Genomic DNA, 26,298 nt, shown 5'->3' on the forward strand with positions numbered 1-26,298 from the left:
CTTGAGCCCGCCCTTTCTTGCCGTAGCGAGCGGAGCTTTTTCTTCGACTTCTCCAGTAGCCAAGTCCACAATAGGCTTGGCAAGCTAATTGGGGTCGCGTGGACGCTTAGGCTTTTGATCTGTCATACTTAGAATATGACATTCAAGTTTGACGATTCCCAGACTGAATTTCAAACTGACCCACGACCGCGCGAAGTGAAAGCTCCACGTTTGGATTATCTAACTTAAATATATGATTGATAATAAACGAAACTTCGTTTCCAAACATTCTTCCCTTTAGAGAAGAATGGCGCGAGTGACGGGGCTCGAACCCGCGACCTCCGGCGTGACAGGCCGGCACTCTAACCAACTGAGCTACACCCGCGCATTGTTCTGATGTTTTTCAATCAGGAACGCTGCTCATGTATTCGGGAAGTGGAGCAGCGTCAATCGTTTCTATGCGTAAGACCATAAAAAAATTCGGATAATTCTAATTTAGACCTGCATTTGTGGAAAACGTCCGAATTTTTTTCATCCTGGATGCGGACAAATGTTCATCCAGGCGGGATTTTGAGCAAAGTGACACCCCAAAATGTGTGTCGCTTAAATGAGATTCGTTATTGCTTGACGGATTCGCCGGTCTTAGGATCGATAAGGTCGCGCTCGGCCGGAGCTCTTATTGCCACGCGCCAAAGTGCGTCTGCAGAAAGCAGCCGAACACGAGGAAGGCCAATATGGCCAGGGCGATCAAGAGTATTTTCATTTTCCGATCATCCGCATTGTTCAGATCACATACAAGAAAACTGTATGTGATCTGAACCTGTCAGATTGATCGGTTTCAGGGAATGATCTTGATCAACGGTTACGATTATCGACCGAAAACGCACCAGCGCCGGTCGCTACCAGCGTCAGAAATACGAAGCAGAAGAGAATGGCTGCATCACCGCCGTTGGCGACAGGGAAAAAGCTCTTCGGGAAGTGCGCCATAAAATAAGCAAAGGCCATATGGCCCGAAAGAATGAAGGCGACAGGACGAGTGAACCAGCCTAGGAAAATCAACGCACCACCGACGATTTCAAGCAAGGCCGATGCGAGCTGAATTGCAGACAAGCTGTCAGGCCCTGCGATTGGAAAGCCGAACGCTTTTTGCGTGCCATGTTCAAAATAGAGTAGCGCGGTCACGACGCGCAGGATGCCAATAGCATAGCGTTGATACTTATTGAGCAAGCTGGATTCTGCCATCAGTTTCTCCAAATATGAGTTTTTAATTCAACAAACTCATGAAGCCAAAAATGTGAGAAAATGCAAGAAGTTGCTAATTTATATTCCACGCAAGCCCATCTGGTGATCTGATTCCGGCGTTTGTATCCCTCGGTTGCAAGTGTTGGACAAATGTCGGAATCAAAATGACCACTCGTAACTTTATGAACCTGGTGGATTTTTCGAATGTGGCGTTTGAAACTGCATTTATGTCAGTCGGGATTCATACGTCAGATTCAATCCACTAACGACAGCGCGATTGCCCGAGTTTAACCTCAAACCGTCGCAGTCCGATCATTCCATTTTCACAAGCTTGGAGGCAATGGTCGCTCTGAGGGAGCCGGGGCCGGCAATGATCCGATATTGATCCTCTTTCTATAACAGCCCGAAAATAAATGGAGCGGGTAGCGGGAATCGAACCCGCGCATTCAGCTTGGGAAGCTAGCAGGCTACCATTACATCATACCCGCCCGGTATCGATCCATCCTAGCAAGACAGACGGCGGCACGCCAGTGCTGTCGGAAGTGCCAGCATGTTTGCTGCAATCTTATCGTCTTCCGGTCCGATCATTAATAGACGTAAGAAGATTTCATTGCCACTCCCATTGATATCCGTAAATCCGTCGCCATTTGCGGTACTCAATATTTCAAATCGGAATGTCCAACAGGTACCTATGGCCACATCTTGCAAGCGCCGAGCATTGCTGATCGTCAATCCGAAAGCCCGCAACGGCAAAGGGTTTAATACCGACATGCGTGGGATACTCGAGCGCGGTGGCATCTCACTCATTGAGAAGACGGCGAAGGGCGATGAAACCATTTCTGATGTTATCCGCGCCAATAGCGAAGTGGATTTAGCTATTGTTGGGGGCGGTGATGGTACATTGAATGCAGCCGCACCGGGCCTCGTCGAAACGAAGGTACCGCTGGCCATACTGCCGCTTGGCACCGCGAACGATTTTGCTCGTACAATTGGCATTCCCGCTGATCCTACAGAAGCGACGCGACAGCTGCTCACTTACAAGCAGCATCCCATTGATTTGGGTGAAGTGAATGGCCACCTCTATTTCAATGTGGCCAGTATCGGTTTTAGTGCGGAACTCGCGCAGAAACTCAGCGCAGAGGCCAAGAAGAAGTGGGGTAAACTGGGCTACGCCATTGCGGCAGGCCGTATTCTGATGCGTTCGGAGCTCTTTACGGCCTATCTCGATCATGATGGGATTACGGAGCAGATAAAGACGCTTCAGGTTTCGGTTGGAAATGGCAAGTTTTACGGCGGTGGCATGGCTGTCGAAAAAGATGCCGCCATAGATGATGGCAAGCTCGACTTTTACAGCCTCGAAGTCGATCATTGGTGGAAATTGTTGCGCCTGCTGCCCAGCCTGCGTCAAGGGACGCAGTCGAAATGGGATGATGTTCGCGCATTTCCAACAACAGAAGTTATCATCCGCACCAAAAAACCGAGGCCGGTGAACACTGACGGTGAGCTATCAACCTGGACGCCAGCCCACTTTCGCTTGCATCGCGAAGCGGTCAACGCTTACAGGCCATCCTCTTTTTGATAAAAAATGGCCCGCTCTTTGAAAAGCGGGCCCAATTCATGACGTTAGGTGACTGGCTCGGAGGTCATAAGAGCCGTAGATGAAACGGCTGAAGCGCCCAATAGTTCCATCATCAGTAGAAAAAGTACCAGGTAAACAGAATAGCGATGAATGATACGCCGAGAAGCCAAAGGATTAGAGCGCATCCCGAAAAGTGTGAAACGGTTTTTGGACAAAGATGCGCATTAAAACAAATATTTAGAGCGCCGATTTGATCCAATCAGATCGAAATGCGCTCTGGTGTACGGAACATGTCCGTTTTTGCCCCTTGTCGAAAAATCAATGCTTTATCGGTCTTTTTATACCCTTTTTACTGTGACGAAATTTATTAACCTACATCGACTCAAATGTGGGATTTGCAAAACCTTTAATGATCCGTCAATAATTCGGTGACATCACTGTATCCTAAAAGATATTTTCGACGTGTTGGGTCGTGTAAAGAGTTGCGGGCGTGCGGCGTATGAGTTCAAACGGATGGCGAAACCGTGTTAAAAGTGCAGGCCTATCGATAACGTGTGAAAAGCGCGGATCGACTGCTATGTTGACATTCATGGCGCTGGCTGTGGCTTTGGCGGGTTGTGCAAGCGCTCCCGAGCCAAAATCCAAGAAAAAACATCCAAAAGAATATTTCGCTGAATCCAAATATGGCGTGAAAGCCAGTCCGCGCGTCACCAGTGTTCAGGGAAAGCCTTTGCCGCGTGGCGGTGGACGTAATCAGGTCGGAAAACCTTATCAGGTTAAAGGTCGCTGGTATTATCCGAAGGAAAACAAGAATTACGCCTCAACCGGCCGCGCTTCCTGGTATGGCAGCGCTTTCCATGGGCGTCTGACCGCCAACGGCGAAATCTATGACATGACGCATTTGACGGCCGCGCATCCAACGATGCCACTGCCAAGTTACGCGCGTGTCACGAATACGTTCAATGGCAGTTCCATTATTGTTCGTGTGAATGACCGTGGACCATTTGAACGCGACCGCGTTATCGACCTGTCGCAGAAGGCTGCCGAGATGTTGGATTATCAGCATCATGGGACTGCTGATGTGAAGGTAGAATATGTTGGGCGTGCGCCACTTGATGGGCAGGATGATGCTTATCTGATGGCGTCTTACCGTTCAGGTAATGGCGATCCTATCGGGCAACCAGCCACGGGCGTCATGATGGCCATGAATGCGCCGACACCAACACCTGCGGGTATCGCCGCCATGCCGGTTCCACAGTCTTCGCCATTTGAAGTTAATCCCGCTTATGGCGATGGTGAAATGCCGTTGCTTCCCGCAAATGTTCCAGTTCCATCGCAGCGTCCGGCTGGCAGCTTTGGCGTCGCCACCGCGGCGCGTATTGGCGGTCTTGGCTATGCGTCGGATCGCTTGGCTGCATCAGCCTATGCAGAAGAGCGTACCTATGGCAGCATCCTGACAGCAAACGCTGTTTCCGATGCATGGAAGCGTCGCAATACGGAAGATCAGCGTGAATATGTCGAAATCGGCATGTTTAATTCGCTGGAAGATGTGGCGCGGCTGGAAAAATCTCTGCCACGATCTGCGCGTGTGACCCGCACAAAGATACCGACAGAGCAGGGGGATGTTTACGAGCTGACGGCTTTTGCCGAAAAAGGCAACAATGACGATTTGCTTCGTGCCGCGTGGAATGCCGGAGCGACTGACGCATTTGTCGTTCGTCCTGACTGATTTTGGCCGGAAAGGCTACGAAGGCTCGTCGGAAGTTGAAAGTATTTAAGCTAAAAGTGTGAAACAGTTTTCGCAATATAATACTTAAAAACAAATAGATAGAGCGGTTCCAACGATTCAATCTTAATTGGACCGCTCTAAGCAGACGGGTAAAGCATGGGGCGTTTTTCAAACAGCGTAAAGCTTGTAGCAGCAGTTTCCGTTGCGGTTTCGATGACTGTGCCGGGTTATGCAGAGACTGTGCAGGCTGCATTCGCTACCAAGGCGCCCCAAGTCCTGTTACTCGACGATAAGAGCGGCACCATTCTTCTGTCAAAAAATCCGGACATGAAGGTGCCGCCCGCATCGCTGGCCAAACTGATGACGGCTGAAGTTGTCTTTGAAGCACTTGAAAAGGGCCAGACAACGCTCGAAACCAGCTATCCCGTTTCTGAATATGCGTGGCGCACCGGCGGCGCACCTTCTGGCACTTCAACGATGTTTGCCAAGATCAAGTCGACCCCTACTGTAGCCGATCTGTTGCAGGGCATGATCGTGCAGGCGGCCAATGATGGCGCCATCATTCTCGCCGAAGGTCTGTCAGGCAGCGAAGCGACCTTTGCGCAAAGGATGAACGAGCGTGCAAAGGAATTGGGGCTCACCGGCTCGAATTTCGTGAACTCAACTGGGCTGCCCGCGGCAGGACAAACGGTAACACTATCCGACCTCATAAAACTCGCCCGACATATTCATAGCGCTCATCCCGAACACTACACCTATTACGCGCAGCCAGCATTTACCTGGAACAACATCATGCAACGCAATCGAAACCCGCTTTTGCGGCTCGATATTGGTGCTGATGGTTTGGGAACAGGCTACACTGAAGCGTCTGGCTATGCTCTGGTCGGCTCGGCAGAGCAGAATGGTCGCAGGCTGTTTCTTGCAATGAGCGGCTTGACCAGCATCAAGGAGCGTGAGGAAGAAGCGAAAAATCTTATCCAATGGGGTATGACTTCATTTGATACTGTCAGTATTTATTCGGCTAACGAAAAGGTCGGTATTGCTCAGGTTTTCGGTGGCTCCGCCTCCAGCGTCCCGCTCAAAGTCAAAGATAGTGTCGAGTTGCTGCTTCCCAAGGAAGGGCGTGACAAGCTCAAAGCCCGTGTTTCCTACCAGGGGCCGTTAAACGCGCCTATCGAGGCCGATACACAAGTCGGGATGCTGCAATTTGAACTGAACGGCAATGTGGTTCAGCAAATGCCGCTTTACACGGAGCAAGCGGTGCCTGTCGGCAGTCTCTCACAGCGAGCAATGGGGGCAGCACTTGAACTCTCCACGGGCTGGCTGAGGAAATATTTGTAAACACTCGACCTCGCTCGCAAACGCCGTTAAACAGTTTGAAAGCCTAAACAGGCATGAACTCAATTTTGCGGAAGTCAGTGTGACCGGATTGTTCATTACATTCGAGGGTGGGGAAGGCGCGGGTAAATCGACCCAGATCGCCTTGCTGGCAGAGCATCTGCGCACTCTTGGTCTTGATCCGCTGATAACGCGCGAACCGGGTGGTTCCGCGGGTGCCGAAGCTGTGCGGCATGTGATTCTGAGCGGTAATGCCGAAAACTACGGTCCTGCCATGGAGGCGCTGCTCTTCGCTGCGGCTCGTGCCGATCACGTGGATCAGCTAATCCGACCCGCATTATCCGAGGGCCGCGTTGTGCTTTGCGACCGTTTTATCGATTCGAGCCGTGCCTATCAGGGCGTGACCGGAAATCTGGATGCCACCTATATGGCAGCTATCGAACGTATTGCTATCGATGGCACAATGCCTGATCTCACGATCATTCTTGATATCCCTGCGGAAAAAGGTCTCTCACGCGCAGTCAAGCGTCGCGGCGCTGATGTGGCCGATCGTTTCGAGAAAGAAGCGATTGCCGTGCATGAAGCGCGGCGTCAGGCATTTCTAGCAATCGCGAAAGCGGAACCAAATCGCTGCAAGGTGGTCGATGCTGATCGATCTCAGGACGTGATATCAGCCGATATTATTGGCATTGCAGACGAAGTTTTGAAGAAAAAGGGACTTCTGTGATCGAAGAACTTGATGTCCCCAAGGCCCATGATTCCATTGAAGGCGTGGCCGAGCCGTCCGCCAGCGATTATCTGACAGGTCACGGCGAAATAGCAGCTTTCCTGGCACAGGCTTATCGTGAAGGCCGTATGCATCATGCACTGCTTTTTGAAGGGGAGCAGGGTATCGGCAAGGCAACACTGGCTTTTCATCTGGCCGGCCACATGCTTGCGCATGGCGACCATAGCTCCGCACCTGAAAACATTGAAACACCTGATTTCAGCAAGCCGCTCTGGCGACAGATCGCAGGCGGTATGCATCCGGCGGTGTTGCATATTAATCGGCCCTTCGATCAGAAAACCGGCAAGTTCAAGACTGGCATTCCTGTCGAGGAAATTCGCCGCGTCACCCATTTTCTGACCCGTACCGCATCAGACGGCGCATGGCGCATTGTCATTGTCGATCCAGCTGACGATATGAACCGTAATGCTGCGAATGCGCTTCTCAAAACTCTGGAAGAGCCACCGGCACGCGCGATGTTTATTCTTATTTCGCATTCGTCGGGACGGCTTCTGCCAACCATTCGTTCGCGCTGTCAGAGCATCCAGTTCAAGCCGCTCGAAGATGATGCGCTGACCGATGCACTTGCACATATTGGACCGAGTGTCGGGCTTGATGCGGATAACATCACTCAATCACTTCTGACGCGCTCTGAAGGCAGTGTTCGCAAGGCGTTGCTTCTTGTCGCGCATGGTGGTCTGGAGATATCGGATACTGTCGATGCAATCTTGCAGGGACAGAATTTCGACCTGCCAAAAGCACAGGCGCTTTCCGGTGTTCTCAATGGTCGTGAGGCCGAAGTCCAATATGAACTGTTCCGCGATTATCTTATGAGCCGGATCGCGGACGGGGCTCGACGTTATGCAGATTCGGGCCGGTTGCGGGAAGCCGATCAATGGTCGCGTTTCTGGAGCGAACTGACGCGCGAAATTTTGAACGCCGAGACCTATAATCTCGACCGGAAACAGGCAGTTATGATCCTTTTGGAAAAAACGCATCGCGCTTTTCGATCTGGCATGCCTCCGCTTACGTGACATGGTGCTTCACTTGCGTTATGTCACCGCTAACGTTTTTTAAACACCACCCTTGAAGAAGCCGGATTTCTGATGAGCCGCGAAAAATTCTATATCACCACCGCAATCGCTTACCCGAATGGCAAGCCGCACATCGGTCATGCTTATGAATTGATTGCGACTGATGCCATGGCGCGTTTCCAGCGCCTGGATGGCAAGGATGTTCACTTCCTGACCGGCTCGGACGAACACGGCATCAAGATGTTGCAGAGCGCGCGCAAGGAAGGCATCACGCCCCGCGAACTCGCAGATCGCAACACGGCTGCTTTCCAGCGCATGGGCGAGTTTCTGAATAGCTCGCACGATGATTATATTCGCACCTCGGAAGAGCGCCATTATAAGGCCAGTCAGGCAATCTGGCAGGCAATGTCGGCCAATGGCGATATTTATAAGGGCGGCTATGCGGGCTGGTATTCGGTGCGCGATGAGGCCTATTACGGCGAAGAAGAAACTGAAGTCCGTAGCGACAATGTTCGCTACGGTCCACAGGGTACGCCGGTCGAGTGGGTTGAGGAAGAAAGCTATTTCTTCCGTCTGTCGAATTATCAGGACAAGCTGCTTGAGCTTTATGAAAACAATCCCAGCTTCATCATGCCGACGGAGCGTCGCAACGAGATCGTTAGCTTCGTAAAGTCTGGCCTGAAGGATCTGTCGATTTCGCGCACGACATTCGATTGGGGCATTCCTGTTCCAGGTGATGAAAAGCACGTCATGTATGTCTGGGTCGATGCTCTGACCAACTACATTACCGCACTCGGCTATCCAGATACGACGAGCGACAAGTGGGCTTACTGGCCAGCAGACGCGCATATTATCGGCAAGGATATTTCGCGTTTCCACGCGGTCTACTGGCCAGCATTCCTGATGTCGGCGGGCGTTCCGCTGCCAAAGCGCGTGTTCGCGCATGGCTTCCTGTTCAATCGCGGTGAAAAAATGTCGAAGTCCCTCGGCAATGTCATCGATCCGTTTGAACTGGTCGAACGCTATGGCCTTGATCAGCTGCGTTACTTCCTGATGCGTGAAGTGCCGTTCGGTCAGGATGGCAGCTACAGCCACGACGCAATCGTCAACCGTACCAATGCCGATCTCGCCAATGATCTTGGCAATCTTGCACAGCGTTCGCTATCGATGATTGCAAAGAACTGCGAAGGCAAGGTGCCTGTTCCGGGCGCGTTTTCGGATGCCGACAAGGCCATTCTCGATCAGGCCGATGCAGCATTGGAAACCGCGCGTAAGGCGGTCGGCGATCAGGCATTGCACATCGCGCTTGGCGGCATTTTTGCGGTTGTTGCGGAAGCAAACCGTTACTTTGCAGGGCAGGAGCCTTGGGCGCTGCGCAAGACCGATCCTGCGCGTATGGGCACGGTGCTGTATGTGACGGCTGAAGTGATCCGTCGCGTCGGTATCATGGTGCAGCCTTTTATTCCGCAGTCGGCAGAAAAGCTGCTCGATACTCTGGCAATCCCAGCAGATCAGCGTCAGTTCTCTGATGTAGCGGCAAGCCCGCTTGTCGGCGGCGCAGAACTGCCAGCGCCACAGCCGGTTTTCCCGCGCTATGTGGAACCAGAAGAACAGAACTGAGCCTATTATGCTTGTCGATAGTCACTGCCATCTCGACTTTGCGGATTTCGAGCCAGAGCGCGACGCTGTTGTGCAACGCGCGCTTGATGCCGGCATCAAACGCATGGTCACGATTTCAACGCGGGTTCGCAAGTTCGATACGATCCTCGCACTCACCGAGAAATACGAAAGCGTCTATTGTTCGGTTGGCACCCATCCGAACAATGCACATGAAGAACTCGATGTGACCGCCGACGATCTCGTGAAGCTGGCAGAGCATCCGAAAGTTGTCGCCATAGGCGAGGCGGGGCTTGATTATCATTATGATTATGCCCCACAGGAAGCCCAGCGTCAGGGCTTTCTCGTGCATATTGAAGCTGCGCGCCGCACGCAGTTGCCGCTTGTAATCCATGCGCGGAGCGCGGATCAGGACATGGCAAACATTCTGGAAGCTGAGACAGCGAAGGGTGCATTCCCCTTCATCCTGCATTGCTTCTCATCAGGAAAAGCACTGGCTGAAAAGGGCGTCGAGCTGGGCGGCTATGTGTCGTTCTCGGGCATTCTGACCTTCAAGAACTCGGCCGATATTCGCGAAATAGCACAGATAGTTCCGCGTGATCGTCTGCTGGTTGAGACTGATGCGCCTTATCTCGCTCCAATGCCGCATCGCGGTCAGCGCAATGAGCCGTCCTTCGTGCAGCATACGGCAGCTGTGCTTGCAGAGACAATTGGTGTGAGCAAAGATGAAATCGCTGACATCACCAGCGAAAATGTCTTCCGACTTTTCTCCAAAATGCCAAAGCCGGTTGAGGGATAGTCATCGTGGGTTCTCCTCGCAATTGCCTGCGTTTTACGATTTTGGGATGCGGTTCATCCCCGGGAACGCCACGCATCAATGGCGATTGGGGCAATTGCGATCCGAAAAACCCGAAGAACAAACGCGGTCGTGCTTCGCTGCTTGTCGAACGTTTCGACGCAGAGGGAAAGAGCACGGTTGTTGTGATCGACACAGGCCCGGATTTCCGCGCTCAAATGATCGATGCCGATGTGCGCTTGCTTGATGCTGCCGTTTATACGCATCCTCATGCCGACCATATCCACGGCATTGATGACTTAAGAACCTATGTCGTTGAAAACCGGCGACTGATGGATGTGTATGCCAACCGGCTGACACGCAACCGCCTGTTTGAAGCCTTCGGTTATTGTTTCGAGACGCCAGCGGGATCGAGCTATCCGCCGATCCTGTCGATGCATGATATCATGGCTGAAACGGCATTCTCGATCACTGGTGCGGGCGGGCCGATCCACTTTGAGCCATTTAGTCAGGTTCACGGTGATATTGAATCGCTTGGATTCCTTATCGGTAATGTCGCTTACTGCACAGATGTCAGTGCTTTCCCCGATGAAAGCCTGAAATATATCCGCCGGGCAGATGTGCTGATTATCGATGCTCTGCAATATCGACCGCATCCAAGCCACTTTTCGCTGGAACAGGCGCTGGAGTGGATCGAGTTTTTCGGACCGAAGCGCGCGATACTGACCCACATGCACATACCGCTTGATTACGAAACAGTCATGCGTGAAACGCCTGATCACGTAGAGCCCGGCTATGACGGATTGCGCTTTGAAGTTTCCATCTGAAAAAAGCCCGCTGCGGTATTGGCAGCGGGCTTTTCTTTTTGAGCTGTAGTTGTTGATCAGGCTGCCGAACCCTTGACCGGGAAGGGCATCACATTGCTGGCTTCTGCGCCTTCTTCTTTTGCGGCCTTTTCACACTTGTCTTCAAGTTGCAGACCGCCAGCACGAAGCAGGTCGGAGAAGCGGCCACCGCGAGCAGCCAGTTCATCGAAGCTGCCACGCTCGACCAGATGGCCCTTGTCCATGAACAGAACAATATCGGCAGAGCGTACAGTCGACAGACGGTGCGCAATGATGAATGTCGTGCGGTTCTGACTCAAATCATCGACGGCCTGTTTGACCTTTTCTTCGGTCTCTACGTCGAGCGCACTGGTCGCCTCATCGAGCACGAGGATTGGCGAATCCTTGAGGATAGCGCGTGCAATCGCCAGACGCTGACGTTCACCACCGGAAAGCTGCGAACCACGCTCACCAACGACCGTGTCGTAACCATTGCCCTTGGCGAGAATAAAGTCGTGGGCAGCAGCAGCCTTGGCAGCGGCATGGACCATTTCGTTGGTCGCATTTTCGTTGCCGACACGAATGTTCTCTTCGACCGAACGGTTGAACAGACCCGCATCCTGGAAGACGGTTGCAATGGCATGACGCAACGAACGACGGCTGACAGTCCGTGTGTCGGTGCCATCGATCAGAATACGACCGGCAGCAGGATCGAATACGCGCTGAAGAATGTTGATCAGTGTGGTCTTGCCAGCGCCCGTTGGGCCGACAATAGCCACCGTCTGGCCGGGCTTCACCTCGAACGATACGTCATAGACGCCCTGACCCGAATTCGGGAACTCGAAGGTCACATTGTCGAAAACAATATCGCCCTTGACGTTTTCAAGATCGGTCGCGCCCTGTGATTCCTGACGATCAGCGGTCGCGTCTTCCATTTCGAAGAACTCTTCAAGCTTGGCGCGTGCTGTTACTGTCTGGTTGATGAAGGCGCTGATCTGGTCAAGACGACCGATCATAAGCTGTGCGAAGCCGATAAAGGCAATCACGTCGCCAACGCGCATCTGACCCTTGGTCACGAAGTATGCACCAAGCAGCAGCACGATAACCATCGAGAGCGTCGAAGCCATACGGTTCAGACCGCTGGCAAGCGCCCACCAGTTGAGGACCGGGAACTGTGCGTTCTCGAGGTTCTTTGCATACTCACGCAGCGACTGCGTTTCAGAAGCAATGCGGTTATAGCTCTGGACAACAGAGACATTGCTGATGGTGTCGCTGACATGCTCGAACAGCTTATGGTGATGCTTTTCAACCGCGGACTGGCCGTCTTTGGTCTTGCGCATGACGAGCTGGCCGATCATCACATAGATGACGCCGAGCACGATCAACACCATGGACATGCGCATATCCATGGTCATGGCGACCGGAATAAGTGCAACCAGAGCCACAACCGTGGTCAGGTGCTGACGCATGAATTCGAGCCAAAGCGTGAAAAGAGAGTCAGTTGCACGGATCAGCGTATGCAACGCATTCGACGTACCGCGCTTCTGGTGCCAGGAAAGTGGCATGGTAATGATACGCTCATAGGAGTCGATCATCACGCCGAGACGACGGCGATGGGCGAGGCGGTCTGCGCCACGCGCCACAAACACGGCCGCGATAATGTTAAACGCACCAAGTGCAGCCCACATGGCAAGCTGCGTAAAGATATCGCCCTTATCCGAGATAGCCTGGATAACCCGACCGAAAAGGATCGGTTCGGCCAGCATGACAAGGGCAACCAATACGCTTGCAATACACATGGTGATCGTTGCAGCCTTTTCAGCCGCAAGATATTCCATGGCGCGCCAGTAGATTTTGAGCAATGACACCTTCGCACTCCCGCTCGTTCTATTTCACAAGACTAAATGGTGCAGTCCTGTTGTTCTAGCAATATGAAATGAAGGCAAGAAGTGGCGAATGCGTGTTAAGATTGACCATAAATTAAAAATGCGTGTAACCGAGCGTGAAGATTCATAGCCGCATTCCTATTCTTTGCGGACGGTTCACGCTTTAGCAAAACAGCGGCAGATTGTTGTTTTCCCCAATTTAGCCTAGCAATCCGCCCCTCGCGCGTCTATTGACTGATTTAAAGCGCATCTCGAAAGACGAAACGGGCTCTCGGATATAAGACGCACAAAAAAGACAGGCACGCAGGTTCGTGCCCAAAAAGTATTGATCGGGTTTTCCATGGCAGGCGTTGAACAGAAGAGTGTGGCTGCAGACGAGACGGGTATGCGTCTTGATCGCTGGTTCAAGGTCCATTTCCCCGGACTGGGGTTCGGACACCTGCAGAAACTGCTGCGTTCCGGTCAGGTCCGCGTCGATGGTGGTCGCGCCAAGTCTGACACGCGTTTGCAGGCAGGTCAGTCGGTACGCATTCCACCCCTTGGTGTTGATGAGAAAGCAGCAGGTCCGGTAACAGCTCGCACCATCCGCAGTCAGGATGACGGTGATGTTCTCAAGCAGATGTTGATTTACGAAGATGCAAAGGTCTTTGTTTTCAATAAGCCGGCAGGTTTGGCAGTGCAGGGTGGTTCAGGTCTGGTGCGCCATGTTGATGGCATGCTGGAAGCATGGCGCAATAAAAAAGGTGAAAAGCCTCGCCTCGTGCATCGTATCGACCGTGATACGTCGGGCGTTCTGGTTGTGGCACGCACGCGCGGTGCAGCACAGGCGCTGACGGCTGCTTTCCGTGAGCGTGATACCAAGAAGACTTACTGGGCCCTGGTGAAGGGCGTTCCGCGCAAGCGGGAAGACAAGATTTCGACATGGCTGGTCAAAGAGCAGACGCCGGATGGCGACAAGATGCGTGTTTGCCAGCACGGTGAACCGGATTCCGATCATGCAGTCTCTTACTACCGGATCATCGAAAAGGTCGGTAACAATCTGACCTGGCTGGAAATGGAGCCCTATACCGGCCGCACCCATCAGCTGCGTGTTCATGCGGCACATATCGGTCATCCGATCATTGGTGATCCCAAATATTTTGAAGCGGATCAGAACTGGGAATTTCCCGGCGGCATTCAAAAGAAGCTGCATCTGCATGCGCGCCGCATTCGTATTCCCAATCCTTCGGGCGGTATCATTGACGTCACGGCACCTTTGCCACCGCACATGGTGCAGTCGTGGAACTTGCTTGGCTTCGACGAGGCAAACGCGGAAGAATAAGAATGTCAGGTGCGGGGGGAGGAACGGCAGGAGGAACAGTTCCTGGCCGGGTGTCATTCGACGGGCTGGCGATTGCGCTCGTCATGTTCATCATGTTCACGTGGGGGCTTAATCAGGTTGCCATCAAGATCGGCAATCGCGGTTTTAACCCCATGCTCATGGCCGCAGGCCGCGCGGCATTGGGTGGCCTCTGCGTTTTTCTCTGGTGCTACTGGAAACGTATTCCGCTTTTCGGACGCGACGGCACGCTGATACCCGGCATTCTGGCTGGTTTTCTATTCGGTGTCGAATTCGTCCTGATCTTTCTCGCGATGGAGCTGACTAGCGTCGGTCGCGTCACACTGATGATGAACGTGATGCCGTTCTGGGTCGCGATCGGCAGTCATTTTCTTTTGGGGGAGCGCATGTCCGTGCGCGCCTTCATCGGCATGTGCGTGGCATTCCTTGGCGTCTTTGTCGTCTTTTCAGATCATATCAGTCGCCCGGGTCCCAATGCTATTTACGGCGATCTGCTCGCGTTGATTTCCGGGATGCTTTGGGGAATGACGACGCTCGTCATCAAGCGGACGAAGCTTGCAAGTGCTGCGCCCGAAAAGACCCTGCTTTATCAGTTGGCTGTTGCTGCACTGGTGCCATTGCCATTCATACCATTGAGCGGTCCATTGATCCGTGATCCCGATGTGCTCTCGGTTCTGTCATTTTTATTCCAGTCGATGTTTGTGGTAGCCGTGACTTACCCACTATGGTTCTGGATGGTGCGGCGCTATCCCGCGTCCAAACTGTCCAATTTTGCATTCCTCACGCCCGCTTTCGGTGTGCTGTTGAGCGGTGTGCTGCTCAATGAACATCTGGGTTGGAAAATCTTTGTGGCGCTTGCTCTGATCGGACTGGGGCTCGTTATCATCAACCGACCAGCAAAAACGGGAGCCGCCCGATGAAACTCGTTCTCTTTGATTGTGACGGCACGCTTGTCGATAGCGGTGACACGATTCACCATTGTATGGCTGCAAGCTTTGCCGACGCAGGGCTGGAGCCGCCGGAAATTGCTCAGACACATTCGATTATCGGCCTTTCGCTTCCTTTGGCGATTGCACAATTGCTGGATCGGGAAGTCGATGAGCAGGTCAACTGGCTTACACAACGCTATAAGGAAAATTTCGTGCGGCTGCGTCAGACGCCGGATTTCTCTGAGCCGCTTTATGATGGTATCCTGCCGCTGCTGACAGAGCTCGGCAGTCGCGACGATCTTCTGCTGGGCATCGTTACCGGCAAGTCTCAGCGCGGCGTTCGTTTAGTGTTTGAGCAGCACAATATTGGCCACCATTTCATGGTCATTCGGACAGCAGATGATTGTCCGTCCAAACCGCATCCGGCCATGGTGCTTGAATCCTGTGCCGAAATGGGGATAGAACCGGACAGAACCATCGTGATCGGCGATGCGATTTACGATATGCAAATGGCTCGTTCAGCAGGTGCACGTGCCGCAGGGGTTTCTTGGGGTTATCATGGCCCGAGCTTACTTGTAGAAGCAGGTGCGCATCATGTCCTGAATAGGCCTGAAGAACTCCATGCGATCCTGCATGAAATGGATGCTGTGGTTTCCTGACACTAGAGCATTTCCAGCAAAAGTGCGAAGCGGTTTTGCGTCGGATAATGCGAAAAAACAAAGAGATAGAGCATTTCCAGTGATTCAAGCAAAACAGGAAATGCTCTAAACAACTGGACAATATTATGCGCGACACTCTGAGCGATCCTCAATCTGAAATGCCAATTTCGCAAAAAGACCCGGTGGCGCGCTCACAGGAACTGATGCGGACGCCATTGCCGAAACGCTTTTATGAAAAAGCTGAGGTGGCCGAAGTTGAAGGCGGTTTCACCGTGCATCTGGACGGCCGTCCAGTCAAAACGCCGGCACGTGCGGTTCTGCTTTTGCCAACTGCATCAGCTGCCGAAATCATTGCAGAAGAGTTCCGTGCGCAGGAAAAGGTCATTGATCCTTCCAAGATGCCGGCCACACGTCTGGTAAACACAGCCATCGATGGCATCGCGCAAGACCCGCAGGCGGTTTTCGAAGACATCCTGCGTTTCGCTGGTACAGACATGATCTGCTATCGTGCCGCGACCCCGAAAGAATTGGTTGCCCGGCAGACTGAACAATGGGACCCGCTGATCGACTGGGCGGAAAGCCTTGGTGCACGTTTTGCACTTGCAGAAGGTGTGATGCATGTCGAACAGTCACGCGAAGCGATTTCAGCTTTCGGCATCCATCTTTCTGAATTCAAGAATCCTATAGCGCTGGCATCACTCCACACTATGACGACATTGACTGGCTCGGCACTTATCGCATTGGCAATTGCCAAGGGCGAGATATCTGTCGAAGACGGTTGGTCGCGCGCGCATCTCGATGAAGACTGGACCATTGAGCATTGGGGGGAAGACGCCGAAGCGCAAGCCCGCCGCAAGACGCGTAAAGGCGAAATGATGGTTGCGGCGCAGGTTCTGCAAGCGCTCTAGTCTTTATTCAATTAAAAGGCGTAATATATTGATAGTAATAGAAAACCCGGCTTTCGCCGGGTTTTCTTTCGCGTGCTTCAGCACGTCGTTCCCCTCGGTAACTGAGATAACCAGGGCGGGTCTCCAATCTATTGATTGTCGACCCGCAATATTGGTTAGACCGAGTAGTACATGTCGAACTCGATCGGGTGAGGCGTTGTTTCATAACGCATCACTTCAGCCATCTTGAGTTCGATGAAGCTATCGATCTGATCGTCTTCGAATACACCACCAGCCTTGAGGAACTCGCGATCCTTGTCGAGCGACTGCAGCGCTTCACGAAGCGAACCGCAAACAGTTGGGATCTTCTTGAGTTCCTTGGCAGGCAGATCGTACAGATCCTTGTCCATAGCCTGACCTGGGTGGATCTTGTTCTTGATACCGTCAAGACCAGCCATCAGCAGGGCTGCGAAGCAGAGATACGGGTTCGCTGCTGGATCCGGGAAGCGGACTTCAAGACGCTTCGACTTCGGCGACGAGCCGAATGGAATACGGCAGGACGCGGAACGGTTACGAGCCGAATAGGCCAGCAGAACCGGAGCTTCATAACCCGGGACCAGACGCTTATAGGAGTTGGTCGATGGGTTGGTGAATGCGTTCACAGCCTTGGCGTGCTTGATGACGCCGCCGATGAAGAACAGGCAGTTTTCCGACAGACCGGCATATTCGTTACCAGCAAACGTTGGCTTGCCTTCTTTCCAGATCGAGAAGTGAACGTGCATACCCGAGCCATTGTCGCCAAAAACTGGCTTTGGCATGAAGGTTGCAGTCTTGCCGTAAGCATTGGCAACCTGGTGCACGACATACTTGTAGATCTGCATCTTGTCGGCATTGCGAACGAGCGTGTCGAACTTGACGCCGAGTTCGTGCTGAGCCGAAGCCACTTCGTGGTGATGCTTTTCAACGGTCACGCCCATTTCCGTCAGAACGGTGAGCATTTCCGAACGCATGTCCTGTGCGCTGTCGATTGGCGGAACTGGGAAGTAACCACCCTTAACGCGTGGACGGTGGCCGAGGTTGCCGGTTTCGTAATCGGTGTCGTCATTCGACGGAAGTTCGGTCGAGTCGAGCTTGAAGCCTGTGTTGAACGGATCAACCTTGTATTTCACGTCATCAAAGACGAAGAATTCGGCTTCTGGACCAACGTAAACAGTGTCGCCGATGCCGAGCGACTTCATGTAAGCTTCAGCCTTCTTCGCAGTCGTGCGTGGGTCGCGCCCATAAGCTTCACCCGAAATCGGATCAAGAATGTCGCAGAGAATAACCAGCGTGGACTGAGCGAAGAACGGGTCAATGTGAGCCGTTTCCGGATCTGGCATAAGAACCATGTCGGATTCATTGATGGCCTTCCAGCCAGCAATCGAAGAGCCGTCAAACATAACGCCGTCAACGAACATATCTTCGTCTACGAGGCCGATATCCATCGTGACGTGCTGCAGCTTGCCCTTTGGGTCAGTGAAGCGGAGGTCAACAAACTTGATGTCGTTGTCTTTGATCTGTTTCAGAATGTCATTGGCAGTCGTCATTTTGGTATCCTGTTTGCACGACGATGGTCGGTAGACTGGGGTCGGGTAGGCTGGTTTTATCAGATAGCATCCACGCCGGATTCACCGGTACGAATACGGATAACTTCTTCGATATTGGAGACGAAAATTTTACCGTCACCAATACGACCCGTCTGGGCTGCCTTGCGAATAGCTTCAATGGCGCCATCGACGGTTTCGTCGGCGACGATGACTTCGACTTTCACCTTGGGAAGAAAATCGACAACATATTCCGCACCGCGGTAAAGCTCAGTGTGGCCTTTCTGTCGGCCGAAGCCCTTGGCTTCAATTACAGTAATTCCCTGCAAACCAACTTCCTGAAGGGCTTCCTTCACTTCATCGAGCTTGAAAGGCTTAATGATGGCTTCGATCTTTTTCATCAGAGAATGGTCTCCGCTCTTGTTCGGAAATGGGCATCGTGCCCGTTTCGCTGATATAGAAGCACGAACTGTGCCAACTCGGTAAGTGCTGACCAAATTTTTTCAGTTCGTTGCTCTTTCAAGCAAAATTTCCCGCAATTGCCGTATGGCTCCTATTGAAAAGAGCGCTATTGTCGATGTTGGCGTAATTTCAATAATCTCAGAAGTGCAACTTTCTTTGCCCTAGAGTGGCATTATTATCGTCATCTCGACAAGGCGGTCTGTGTGAAAGATTTTCAACAGGGTTTCGATCTCGTTATTGTGATTAAAAATTAGACAAAATGCAAAGAAGTTAGTCAACCTTGCGTCGATGCGATTGCCGCGTAATTAATCATCCGCATAACCAGAGGAAAAGAGTGTGCCATGTTCGAACTGCTGACACCGGAAGAAATGGCACGAGCTGATAGCCTGACAATCGATGCCGGAAAACGCGACGGCTTTTCTCTTATGCTTGCTGCAGGTCACGCTGTGGCGGATGTCGCTCAGCGCATGTTTGTTGGGGAAGGCCCGGTGGCAATTCTATGCGGGCCGGGAAACAATGGCGGTGATGGCTATGTTGCCGCACAATTTCTGCTTGAGGCTGGACGTGATGTCGTCTGCTTCGGAACAGCGCAACCGCGCCAGGGCAGCGATGCCATGCGGGCGCTTCTCTTTTATAAAGGCGAAGTGCGGCGCATAAGCGCTTTGATACCTGCAGACTTTATCGGTGTTATTGATGCAATCTATGGTGCCGGGTTGGCGCGTCCTGTGGGAGGGGCAGAGGCTCGTGTGATAGAAGCGGTCAATGCGTCGGATATTCCTGTGCTTGCAGTGGATTTGCCGAGCGGGATTTCCGGTGAAAGCGGACAGGTTCTTGGAACGGGGATGCAAGCGCGGGCGACTGTAACCTTCTTTCGGAAGAAGCCCGGGCATCTGTTGCAGCCTGGCCGAACTCATTGCGGCGTGCTGCATGTCGCAGACATTGGTATTTCTGATGATGTACTCAACAAGATAGGCCCTGATACCTTTGAAAATACGCCTGAGCTTTGGCGAGATAGCTTACCTGCGCTTTCAACCAGCGCTCATAAATATAGCCGCGGCCATGCGGCAGTATTCTCTGGGCCAGCCCATTCGACTGGCGCCGCCCGCCTGTCAGCAATGGCAGCGGCCCGAAGTGGTGCAGGGGCGGTAACGTTGCTTTCTCCACCTGACGCGCTTTCCACCAATGCAGCGCATCTGACGAGCATTATGGTGCGAGAAACACGCAGCCTCAAAGATATAGAAGCATTTTTGATCGACCGAAAAGTCGCTGCCTGCGTGCTGGGACCGGGCTATGGTAGCTCATCATTTGCACGCGATCATGCCTTGATGCTGTTGACAGCCGCTGATGGACGCGCAGAAAGCTTTAAGGGACTGGTGTTGGATGCGGATGGCATCACGGCATTTGAAAGCAAGCCTGAGCAACTCTTTAACGCGAAGCGCAGTTCACACACCGCCCTCGTTCTCACACCACATGAGGGTGAATTTCGCCGTCTTTTCCCTGAAATTTCGGTCGAGAATAATCTCTCCAAGACTGATAAAGCCCGTAAAGCAGCGAAGTGCGCGAATGCAGTGGTGATCTATAAAGGTCCAGATACGGTGATTGCTGCCCCTGATGGGCGAGCCGTTATCAACGCAAATGGCACGCCATTTCTGGCAACGGCCGGATCGGGCGACGTGCTTTCGGGAATTGTTTGCGGATTGCTTTCACAGGGAATGCCTGCCTTTGAAGCAGCAAGCGCCGCCGCGTGGGTCCATGCTGATGCCGCCCGGCGTTTTGGCCATGGGCTTATCGCAGAAGATTTGCCAAACCAGTTGCCTGCGGTCTGGTCCGGGTTAACGCCCTGAACTGCGGCTGCCTCCGGTGCCGACATCGACCGTAATGCTGCCGGAGATCGAAACATCGGTATTGCCGATGCGGAAATTCTTCCATGTTCCAGCAGCCTGAGAGTTAGGTTCCGGCACAGGTGGAGGAGCCGAAACGATCGGCTTCTGTGGTTCTACGCCGGGAAGACCAGTAGGTGACGGATCATTTGCAAAAGCGCTTGCTGATAATACCGTTGAGAAAACAGCAGTAAATATAAGAAATCGCTTCATAATCATATCGCCTTATCTCAGACTTTATCTGCGACTGCTTCCAACAACTGTTCGGCCATTTCCAACGTGAACGCGTCATAATGAGATATGACGCGGCTTGGCTCATAGTGCTGCACTGGCAAATCAGTATAACCGAAATCAACCGCAACGACAGGAATACCTGCAGCCTTGGCCGTGTCGATATCGGTGCGGCTGTCTCCAACCATCACCGCGCGGTCACGATTTCCACCGGCTTTGGCGATTGTTTCCGTCAGATGACGCGGATCGGGCTTACGGAAAGCAAAAGTGTCGGCACCGCAGATAGCGGCAAAGCGGTGCGCTTCGCCCATTGAAGTCAACAGCTTGATGGAAAGGGCTTCAAATTTGTTTGTGCATACGGCGAGCGTATATCCGTTCGCAGAGAAGCGGTCCATTGCTTCCAGAACACCGGGATAGAACGTCGAATGCCCCGGCATATGCGCTGCATAGTGCTCGCGAAATTCTTCAACCAGATGATCGAGTTTCACATCGTCTATCTGCTTCTGTTGTGCAGCAAAGGCGCGCTCAATCATGACGCGGCCACCTTGTCCGACGAAACGGCGCAGGGAATCCTTGTCAGCAGTATGCAAACCTGAAATCGCAAGACAATGATTTAAGCTATCCAAAAGGTCCGGCGCTGTTTCAACCAATGTACCGTCGAGGTCGAAAACGATGATAGGCTTGGAATTTACAGCGGACATATGATTTCCTTCAGGAATGAGACTTGCGAGCGCATTTCTAATCGTTGTTTCAAATAGGCTAAACTTCGCGCAGAAACGAGGGCCTATCGCAAAAATCGCGATATTTTGTATTGAGTGCTTTGTTGCGCTGCACGCTCATGCTAGAGGCGTTCTCGGAGCCGGATGAGAATCCGCTAGTGGTCTGATTCCGATATTTGTATCCCTTTGTAACAAGCGTCGAGCAAATATCGGAATCAAAAAGACCACTAGGAACCGTATTAAACTAGTGGATTTTTCGAATTTGACGTTTGAAACAGCATCTCACTCGGTCGGGATTCAAACGTCAAATTCAATCCACTAGGAAATCAGGAATTCAGGCATGGATGAAGCACGCAAGCTGAAGATCGCCGCTGCAGCAGAGGCATTGACGCACGTCAAGGACGGAATGCGTCTGGGAATTGGAACCGGTTCTACCGCCGAAGAATTTGTACGGCTGCTCGCCGAAAAAGTAAGTGGCGGCTTCAAGATCATCGGTGTGCCGACTTCCGAACGTACCGCTGCTCTTTGCACTGAACTCGGTGTTCCTCTGACGACCCTCGAAGAAACTCCACATCTCGATCTCACCGTTGACGGTGCGGACGAGTTGGATGTGAACCTGACCCTCATCAAGGGGGGCGGTGGTGCCTTGTTGCGCGAAAAGATCGTTGCAGCTGCTTCCGATTCAGTGATTGTTATTGCGGACGGATCGAAAGTGGTTGAAACACTTGGCCGTTTTCCTTTGCCAATTGAAGTCAATCGCTTTGGCCTTGGCGCAACTTTACGCGGTATTGAGATGGCTGCATCGCAATGCGGCCTTGCAGGTCCACTGGTCCTGCGGTTAAAAGATGGCTCGCCGTTTGTAACGGATGGTGGACATTATATCGTGGATGCATCTTTTGGCCGCATTCACGATCCAAAGATTCTATCTGACGCTCTCTTCGCCATACCGGGTGTTGTTGAGCATGGACTTTTCATCGGACTGGCAAATGCCGCGGTTATCGCAGGCGCTGACGGCATCCGAACCATGAACCGGCCTTGAAACGCCGACAAGAATTGTTTGAACGGAGTACTGACCATATGATCCCGGCAACTGGCTTCCGCCGTCTGATTGCACCGTTTTCCGCACTCGTCCTGATGTCAGGCGTTCATGCGGCCTCTGCTCAGGAGATTTCAGCATCTCATCTGGAAGCTGCACGTGCAGCAATCTCCTCGATCAATGCCACCGAGCAGTTCGACGAGATCCTGCCGAGTGCTGCGCGCGCCCTTAAGGGTGAGCTCATTCAGAAAGATCCAAACCTTGAAGCACTCATCACCAAGACGGTTGATGACAAGGCTCTGGCTCTTGCAGCCCGCCGTGCAGATCTCGAAACCGAATCTGCCCGCGCTTATGCAAATGCGTTCAGCGAAGACGAACTCAAGGCAATTGCAGCTTTCTACACGTCGGACGCTGGCAAGAAGCTTCTTGCAGAAGGCCCAATCGTGACGCGTGAAGTCGTCAAGGCCGCCAACATCTGGCAGAATGGCATTGCGCGCGATCTCGCAACATCTGTTGCAGAAGTTCTCGCAGCACAGGCCGGCGCAACTGCTGCCCCAGCTCCTGAACAGCCAGCTCAGCAGTAATTCGCTATTGTAACGCAGATTTTAAAAGCCCGGCTACTTGGCCGGGCTTTTTCTTTTGCTTACATAGGTTTCAACATGAGAGCGCATCCGGAAAAATGTTAAGCGGTTTTCGGGAAAAATGCGCGTTTAACAAAGGATTAGAGCGCCAATCTGATGCAATCAGATTGAAACGCGCTCCAGATTTTGAACGGAGAACACCATGGCCGGCTACGATTATGATCTTTTTGTTATCGGCGGTGGCTCCGGTGGAGTGCGAGCAGGGCGTCTTGCTGGCGCCATGGGCAAAAAGGTAGGATTGGCCGAAGAATATCGTATGGGCGGGACCTGCGTCATTCGCGGCTGCGTTCCCAAGAAGCTTTTTGTCTATGCTTCACAGTTTCCCGAGCATTTTGAAGATGCTGCCGGTTATGGCTGGGAAGTTGGCAAAAGCAGCTTTGACTGGAAGAAGCTGATCGAAGCCAAAGACAAAGAGATCACTCGCCTTGAAGGCCTGTATCGCAAAGGGCTTGAAAATTCGAAGGTCGATATCTTCGCAAGCCGCGCCGAACTGATCGATGAGCACACAATTGAACTCAAGGCGGACGGGCGCCGCGTAACTGCTGATCAGATTTTGATCGCGACAGGCGGACATCCAAGCGCACATGAAGCCTTGCCAGGCAACGAATATTGCATCAGCTCCAACGAAGCCTTTCATCTCGAAGAACTGCCGAAAGCAATCGTGATTGCAGGTGGTGGCTATATCGCTGTCGAATTCGCCAATATTTTCCATGGCCTCGGAGTTGAAACCACGATTGTTTATCGAGGTAAAGAAATCCTCTCCCGCTTTGATCCAGATATTCGACGCCTGCTTCATGAAACGATGGAAGCAAAGGGTATCAGAATTATTTGCGGTGCGGTTTTCGAGAAAGTCGAAAAGCAGGCTGATGGCGAGCTGAAAGTTTCGCTGACCAATGGCGAAACGCTGAATGTCGGGCAGGCTATGCTGGCCATTGGTCGCAAGCCGAATACGCAAGGCCTTGGGTTGGAGAAGGCCGGGGTCAAAACCGATGTGCTTGGCGCAATTGAAGTTGATGATTATTCACGCACCAGCGTCTCTAACATCTGGGCTGTTGGTGATGTCATCAACCGTGTTCAACTGACGCCTGTAGCCATCCATGAGGCCATGTGTTTCCTTGAAACAGCCTTCAAAAACAATCCAACGAAACCCGATCACGAACTGATTGCGACAGCGGTCTTCTCGCAGCCTGAAATCGGCACAGTTGGTTTGCCGGAAGATGAAGCTGCGAAGAAATATCCTGAACTGGAAGTTTATCGCGCCTTGTTTCGCCCAATGAAGAACACGCTTTCGGGCCGAAACGAGAAAATGCTGATGAAACTCATTGTAGACGCCAAGAGCCGTAGGGTTATCGGCGCGCATATAATGGGTCCGGATGCAGGTGAAATGGCACAGTTGCTCGGCATTTCGCTGAAGGCTGGTGCAACGAAGGATGACTTTGATCGCACCATGGCGGTCCATCCGACAGCGGCTGAAGAGCTGGTAACGATGTACAAGCCAACCTACCGCGTCGTGAACGGAGAAAGGATCGAAAGCTAATCTTTCGGGGCCTTTTATCCTGTTAACGATTCTCACTGGTATAAAGCGAGCGTCTGCATTATATCAACGCGGTCACGTATGCCGGTATCCGTGTTCAGGCATTGATTTGTCTGATGAAGTGGATTCCGGCTTTCGTGTTAAGGAGGAAGCAATCCGAGAGAAATCGCGCGGATAATTAAACAGGTGTGAAATGACGAAGAACTGGACCCCGAATTCCTGGAGAGACAAACCGATCAAGCAAGTGCCGTTTTATCCAGACGCACAGGCTTTGACCGATGTTGAGGCTCGCCTTCGTACCTATCCACCGCTCGTTTTTGCAGGCGAGGCACGCAAGCTCAAATCACAGCTTGCAGACGTTGCTGAAGGCAAGGCATTCCTGCTGCAGGGCGGCGATTGTGCAGAGAGTTTCGCAGAACATGGCGCGGATAATATTCGCGACTTCTTCCGCGTCTTTTTGCAGATGGCCGTTGTTTTGACATTCGGTGCGTCGAAGCCTGTTGTTAAAGTTGGCCGTATTGCTGGTCAGTTCGCCAAGCCGCGCTCTTCCGATATGGAAACGCTGAATGGCATTGAGCTGCCTTCATACCGTGGCGATATCATCAACGGCATCGAGTTCGATGAAGCATCGCGTATCCCCGACCCACAGCGTCAGGACATGGCTTACCGCCAGTCTGCTGCGACGCTGAACCTGTTGCGTGCATTCGCTCAGGGTGGTTACGCGAACCTTGAGAATGTGCACCAGTGGATGCTCGGCTTTGTTGGCAAGAGCCCGCAGGCAGAGCGTTATGCAGCTCTCGCTCAGCGCATCTCCGAGACGATGAACTTCATGCGTGCGATCGGCATCACAGCGGACAGCAATCATTCGCTGCGTGAAACCGATTTCTACACCAGCCATGAAGCACTGCTGCTTGGCTATGAAGAGGCGCTGACACGCGTCGATTCAACGTCCGGCGACTGGTACGGCACTTCCGGTCACATGATCTGGATTGGTGACCGCACACGTCAGGCTGATCATGCGCATATCGAATATTGCCGTGGCATCAAAAACCCGCTTGGTCTGAAATGCGGTCCGTCGTTGCAGCCGGATGATCTCATCCGTCTGATCGACCTTCTCAATCCTGAAAACGAAGCAGGGCGCCTGACGCTTATTGCTCGTTTCGGCTACGACAAGGTCGGCGATCATCTGCCACAGCTTATCCGCGCTGTTGAACGTGAAGGCCGCAAGGTTGTTTGGTCTTGCGATCCGATGCATGGCAACACGATCACCGCTGGCGGTTACAAGACGCGTCCGTTCGACCGCATCCTCAAGGAAGTGGAATCCTTCTTCGCAATCCATCGCGCTGAAGGTTCGCATCCAGGTGGTATCCATGTCGAAATGACCGGCAAGAACGTCACGGAATGCACGGGCGGCGCCCGCGCAATTTCGGCAGAAGACCTGCACGACCGTTACCACACGCATTGCGACCCACGCCTGAATGCAGATCAGGCGCTTGAGCTGGCCTTCCTTCTGGCAGAGCTTCTCAAGAAGGAACGTGATTTGGGTTCGGAAAAGCAGGCCGTTAACGCCTGATCGGAATAAGTCACTTTTTAGTTTGCGCGGGGCGG

General features: G+C 52.6%; 23 protein-coding genes and 2 tRNA genes. 17 read left to right on the forward strand and 8 right to left on the reverse strand.

All coding sequences use genetic code 11. The annotated features are described in order from the left end of the window. Positions 1-287: 287 nt before the first annotated feature. The 3 genes from CEV33_RS05820 to CEV33_RS05830 form a co-directional block, all read right to left on the reverse strand. Positions 288-364 (reverse strand) — tRNA-Asp (locus CEV33_RS05820). 470 nt (positions 365-834) lie between these two features. Continuing rightward, positions 835-1,221, reverse strand: a complete 387-nt coding sequence (locus tag CEV33_RS05825; protein WP_094539556.1) for a DoxX family protein — start codon at positions 1,219-1,221, stop codon at positions 835-837. A gap of 414 nt (positions 1,222-1,635) precedes the next feature. After that, a tRNA-Gly gene (locus tag CEV33_RS05830) sits at positions 1,636-1,709 on the reverse strand. 203 nt (positions 1,710-1,912) lie between these two features. On the opposite strand from CEV33_RS05830, the gene CEV33_RS05835 reads away from it, so the two are divergent. The 8 genes from CEV33_RS05835 to CEV33_RS05870 all read left to right on the forward strand — a co-directional run bounded on the left by CEV33_RS05835 (position 1,913) and on the right by CEV33_RS05870 (position 10,907). Continuing rightward, positions 1,913-2,800: a lipid kinase gene (locus CEV33_RS05835; protein ID WP_094539557.1), complete on the forward strand. Its 888-nt coding sequence runs from the start codon at positions 1,913-1,915 to the stop codon at positions 2,798-2,800. A 499-nt stretch (positions 2,801-3,299) separates the two neighbouring features. Next, positions 3,300-4,529, forward strand: coding sequence for a septal ring lytic transglycosylase RlpA family protein (locus CEV33_RS05840; RefSeq protein ID WP_094539558.1), 1,230 nt, complete (start codon positions 3,300-3,302; stop codon positions 4,527-4,529). 213 nt (positions 4,530-4,742) lie between these two features. Next, positions 4,743-5,870, forward strand: coding sequence for a D-alanyl-D-alanine carboxypeptidase family protein (locus CEV33_RS05845; RefSeq protein WP_374818029.1), 1,128 nt, complete (start codon positions 4,743-4,745; stop codon positions 5,868-5,870). A 79-nt stretch (positions 5,871-5,949) separates the two neighbouring features. Then, positions 5,950-6,594, forward strand: coding sequence for a dTMP kinase (gene tmk / locus CEV33_RS05850; protein WP_094539560.1), 645 nt, complete (start codon positions 5,950-5,952; stop codon positions 6,592-6,594). Next, complete coding sequence (locus CEV33_RS05855) at positions 6,591-7,667, forward strand: DNA polymerase III subunit delta' (RefSeq protein WP_094539561.1); 1,077 nt, start codon at positions 6,591-6,593, stop codon at positions 7,665-7,667. The genes tmk and CEV33_RS05855 overlap by 4 nt, the downstream gene beginning before the upstream one ends. 72 nt (positions 7,668-7,739) lie before the next feature. Next, positions 7,740-9,287 carry a methionine--tRNA ligase gene (gene metG / locus CEV33_RS05860; RefSeq protein ID WP_094539562.1) on the forward strand — a complete coding sequence of 516 codons (1,548 nt, stop codon included), beginning with the start codon at positions 7,740-7,742 and terminating at the stop codon, positions 9,285-9,287. Between the two features lie 7 nt (positions 9,288-9,294). Beyond that, positions 9,295-10,083 (forward strand): TatD family hydrolase, encoded by a 789-nt coding sequence (locus CEV33_RS05865; RefSeq protein WP_094539563.1) that lies wholly within the window; start codon positions 9,295-9,297, stop codon positions 10,081-10,083. A gap of 5 nt (positions 10,084-10,088) precedes the next feature. After that, positions 10,089-10,907, forward strand: coding sequence for an MBL fold metallo-hydrolase (locus CEV33_RS05870; protein WP_094539564.1), 819 nt, complete (start codon positions 10,089-10,091; stop codon positions 10,905-10,907). Positions 10,908-10,963: 56 nt separating this feature from the next. On the opposite strand, the gene CEV33_RS05875 is transcribed toward CEV33_RS05870, so the two are convergent. Beyond that, on the reverse strand, positions 10,964-12,772 hold the full coding sequence (locus tag CEV33_RS05875; RefSeq protein ID WP_094539565.1) for a glucan ABC transporter ATP-binding protein/ permease: 1,809 nt from the start codon (positions 12,770-12,772) through the stop codon (positions 10,964-10,966). Positions 12,773-13,130: 358 nt separating this feature from the next. On the opposite strand from CEV33_RS05875, the gene CEV33_RS05880 reads away from it, so the two are divergent. The 4 genes from CEV33_RS05880 (at position 13,131) to CEV33_RS05895 (ending at position 16,625) form a co-directional block, all read left to right on the forward strand. After that, positions 13,131-14,111: an RluA family pseudouridine synthase gene (locus tag CEV33_RS05880; RefSeq protein WP_094539566.1), complete on the forward strand. Its 981-nt coding sequence runs from the start codon at positions 13,131-13,133 to the stop codon at positions 14,109-14,111. 2 nt (positions 14,112-14,113) lie between these two features. After that, positions 14,114-15,049 carry a DMT family transporter gene (locus tag CEV33_RS05885; protein ID WP_094539567.1) on the forward strand — a complete coding sequence of 312 codons (936 nt, stop codon included), beginning with the start codon at positions 14,114-14,116 and terminating at the stop codon, positions 15,047-15,049. Then, complete coding sequence (locus CEV33_RS05890; protein WP_094539568.1) at positions 15,046-15,717, forward strand: HAD-IA family hydrolase; 672 nt, start codon at positions 15,046-15,048, stop codon at positions 15,715-15,717. Before CEV33_RS05885 ends, CEV33_RS05890 begins: the two co-directional genes overlap by 4 nt. Positions 15,718-15,842: 125 nt before the next feature. After that, positions 15,843-16,625, forward strand: a complete 783-nt coding sequence (locus CEV33_RS05895) for an ATP12 family chaperone protein (protein WP_094539569.1) — start codon at positions 15,843-15,845, stop codon at positions 16,623-16,625. A gap of 155 nt (positions 16,626-16,780) precedes the next feature. On the opposite strand, the gene glnA is transcribed toward CEV33_RS05895, so the two are convergent. Both glnA and CEV33_RS05905 read right to left on the reverse strand, forming a co-directional pair. Further along, positions 16,781-18,190: a type I glutamate--ammonia ligase gene (glnA, locus tag CEV33_RS05900; RefSeq protein ID WP_094539570.1), complete on the reverse strand. Its 1,410-nt coding sequence runs from the start codon at positions 18,188-18,190 to the stop codon at positions 16,781-16,783. Between the two features lie 59 nt (positions 18,191-18,249). Beyond that, the gene (locus CEV33_RS05905) at positions 18,250-18,588 is read right to left on the reverse strand and encodes a P-II family nitrogen regulator (protein ID WP_007874909.1); all 339 of its coding nucleotides are present in this window, start codon (positions 18,586-18,588) and stop codon (positions 18,250-18,252) included. A gap of 402 nt (positions 18,589-18,990) precedes the next feature. Between CEV33_RS05905 and CEV33_RS05910 the strand changes: the two genes are divergently transcribed. Beyond that, positions 18,991-20,493: an NAD(P)H-hydrate dehydratase gene (locus CEV33_RS05910; protein WP_094539571.1), complete on the forward strand. Its 1,503-nt coding sequence runs from the start codon at positions 18,991-18,993 to the stop codon at positions 20,491-20,493. On the opposite strand, the gene CEV33_RS05915 is transcribed toward CEV33_RS05910, so the two are convergent. Continuing rightward, complete coding sequence (locus CEV33_RS05915; RefSeq protein WP_094539572.1) at positions 20,482-20,748, reverse strand: hypothetical protein; 267 nt, start codon at positions 20,746-20,748, stop codon at positions 20,482-20,484. The genes CEV33_RS05910 and CEV33_RS05915 overlap by 12 nt on opposite strands. A gap of 11 nt (positions 20,749-20,759) precedes the next feature. Continuing rightward, complete coding sequence (locus tag CEV33_RS05920) at positions 20,760-21,461, reverse strand: HAD family hydrolase (protein WP_094539573.1); 702 nt, start codon at positions 21,459-21,461, stop codon at positions 20,760-20,762. Between the two features lie 358 nt (positions 21,462-21,819). On the opposite strand from CEV33_RS05920, the gene rpiA reads away from it, so the two are divergent. The 4 genes from rpiA to CEV33_RS05940 all read left to right on the forward strand — a co-directional run bounded on the left by rpiA (position 21,820) and on the right by CEV33_RS05940 (position 26,263). Next, the gene (gene rpiA / locus CEV33_RS05925; RefSeq protein WP_094539574.1) at positions 21,820-22,518 is read left to right on the forward strand and encodes a ribose-5-phosphate isomerase RpiA; all 699 of its coding nucleotides are present in this window, start codon (positions 21,820-21,822) and stop codon (positions 22,516-22,518) included. A gap of 38 nt (positions 22,519-22,556) precedes the next feature. Continuing rightward, positions 22,557-23,099 carry a DUF2059 domain-containing protein gene (locus tag CEV33_RS05930; protein WP_024898725.1) on the forward strand — a complete coding sequence of 181 codons (543 nt, stop codon included), beginning with the start codon at positions 22,557-22,559 and terminating at the stop codon, positions 23,097-23,099. Positions 23,100-23,298: 199 nt separating this feature from the next. Beyond that, a complete protein-coding gene (gor, locus tag CEV33_RS05935) occupies positions 23,299-24,693 on the forward strand; it encodes a glutathione-disulfide reductase (RefSeq protein WP_094539575.1) in 1,395 nt (464 codons plus the stop codon). A 190-nt stretch (positions 24,694-24,883) separates the two neighbouring features. Continuing rightward, complete coding sequence (locus tag CEV33_RS05940) at positions 24,884-26,263, forward strand: class II 3-deoxy-7-phosphoheptulonate synthase (RefSeq protein ID WP_094539576.1); 1,380 nt, start codon at positions 24,884-24,886, stop codon at positions 26,261-26,263. Positions 26,264-26,298: the final 35 nt, after the last annotated feature.

Origin of the sequence: Brucella grignonensis, assembly GCF_002252505.1 — a bacterium.
Lineage (GTDB): Bacteria > Pseudomonadota > Alphaproteobacteria > Rhizobiales > Rhizobiaceae > Brucella > Brucella grignonensis.

Coding starts and splice junctions, on each gene's coding strand:
- CEV33_RS05825 (WP_094539556.1), bottom strand. CDS start 1,221: ATGGCAGAATCCAGCTTGCTCAATAAGTATCAACGCTATGCTATTGGC.
- CEV33_RS05835 (WP_094539557.1), top strand. CDS start 1,913: ATGGCCACATCTTGCAAGCGCCGAGCATTGCTGATCGTCAATCCGAAA.
- CEV33_RS05840 (WP_094539558.1), top strand. CDS start 3,300: ATGAGTTCAAACGGATGGCGAAACCGTGTTAAAAGTGCAGGCCTATCG.
- CEV33_RS05845 (WP_374818029.1), top strand. CDS start 4,743: ATGACTGTGCCGGGTTATGCAGAGACTGTGCAGGCTGCATTCGCTACC.
- metG (WP_094539562.1), top strand. CDS start 7,740: ATGAGCCGCGAAAAATTCTATATCACCACCGCAATCGCTTACCCGAAT.
- CEV33_RS05865 (WP_094539563.1), top strand. CDS start 9,295: ATGCTTGTCGATAGTCACTGCCATCTCGACTTTGCGGATTTCGAGCCA.
- CEV33_RS05880 (WP_094539566.1), top strand. CDS start 13,131: ATGGCAGGCGTTGAACAGAAGAGTGTGGCTGCAGACGAGACGGGTATG.
- CEV33_RS05885 (WP_094539567.1), top strand. CDS start 14,114: ATGTCAGGTGCGGGGGGAGGAACGGCAGGAGGAACAGTTCCTGGCCGG.
- CEV33_RS05890 (WP_094539568.1), top strand. CDS start 15,046: ATGAAACTCGTTCTCTTTGATTGTGACGGCACGCTTGTCGATAGCGGT.
- CEV33_RS05895 (WP_094539569.1), top strand. CDS start 15,843: ATGCGCGACACTCTGAGCGATCCTCAATCTGAAATGCCAATTTCGCAA.
- glnA (WP_094539570.1), bottom strand. CDS start 18,190: ATGACGACTGCCAATGACATTCTGAAACAGATCAAAGACAACGACATC.
- CEV33_RS05905 (WP_007874909.1), bottom strand. CDS start 18,588: ATGAAAAAGATCGAAGCCATCATTAAGCCTTTCAAGCTCGATGAAGTG.
- CEV33_RS05910 (WP_094539571.1), top strand. CDS start 18,991: ATGTTCGAACTGCTGACACCGGAAGAAATGGCACGAGCTGATAGCCTG.
- CEV33_RS05915 (WP_094539572.1), bottom strand. CDS start 20,748: ATGATTATGAAGCGATTTCTTATATTTACTGCTGTTTTCTCAACGGTA.
- CEV33_RS05920 (WP_094539573.1), bottom strand. CDS start 21,461: ATGTCCGCTGTAAATTCCAAGCCTATCATCGTTTTCGACCTCGACGGT.
- rpiA (WP_094539574.1), top strand. CDS start 21,820: ATGGATGAAGCACGCAAGCTGAAGATCGCCGCTGCAGCAGAGGCATTG.
- CEV33_RS05930 (WP_024898725.1), top strand. CDS start 22,557: ATGATCCCGGCAACTGGCTTCCGCCGTCTGATTGCACCGTTTTCCGCA.
- gor (WP_094539575.1), top strand. CDS start 23,299: ATGGCCGGCTACGATTATGATCTTTTTGTTATCGGCGGTGGCTCCGGT.
- CEV33_RS05940 (WP_094539576.1), top strand. CDS start 24,884: ATGACGAAGAACTGGACCCCGAATTCCTGGAGAGACAAACCGATCAAG.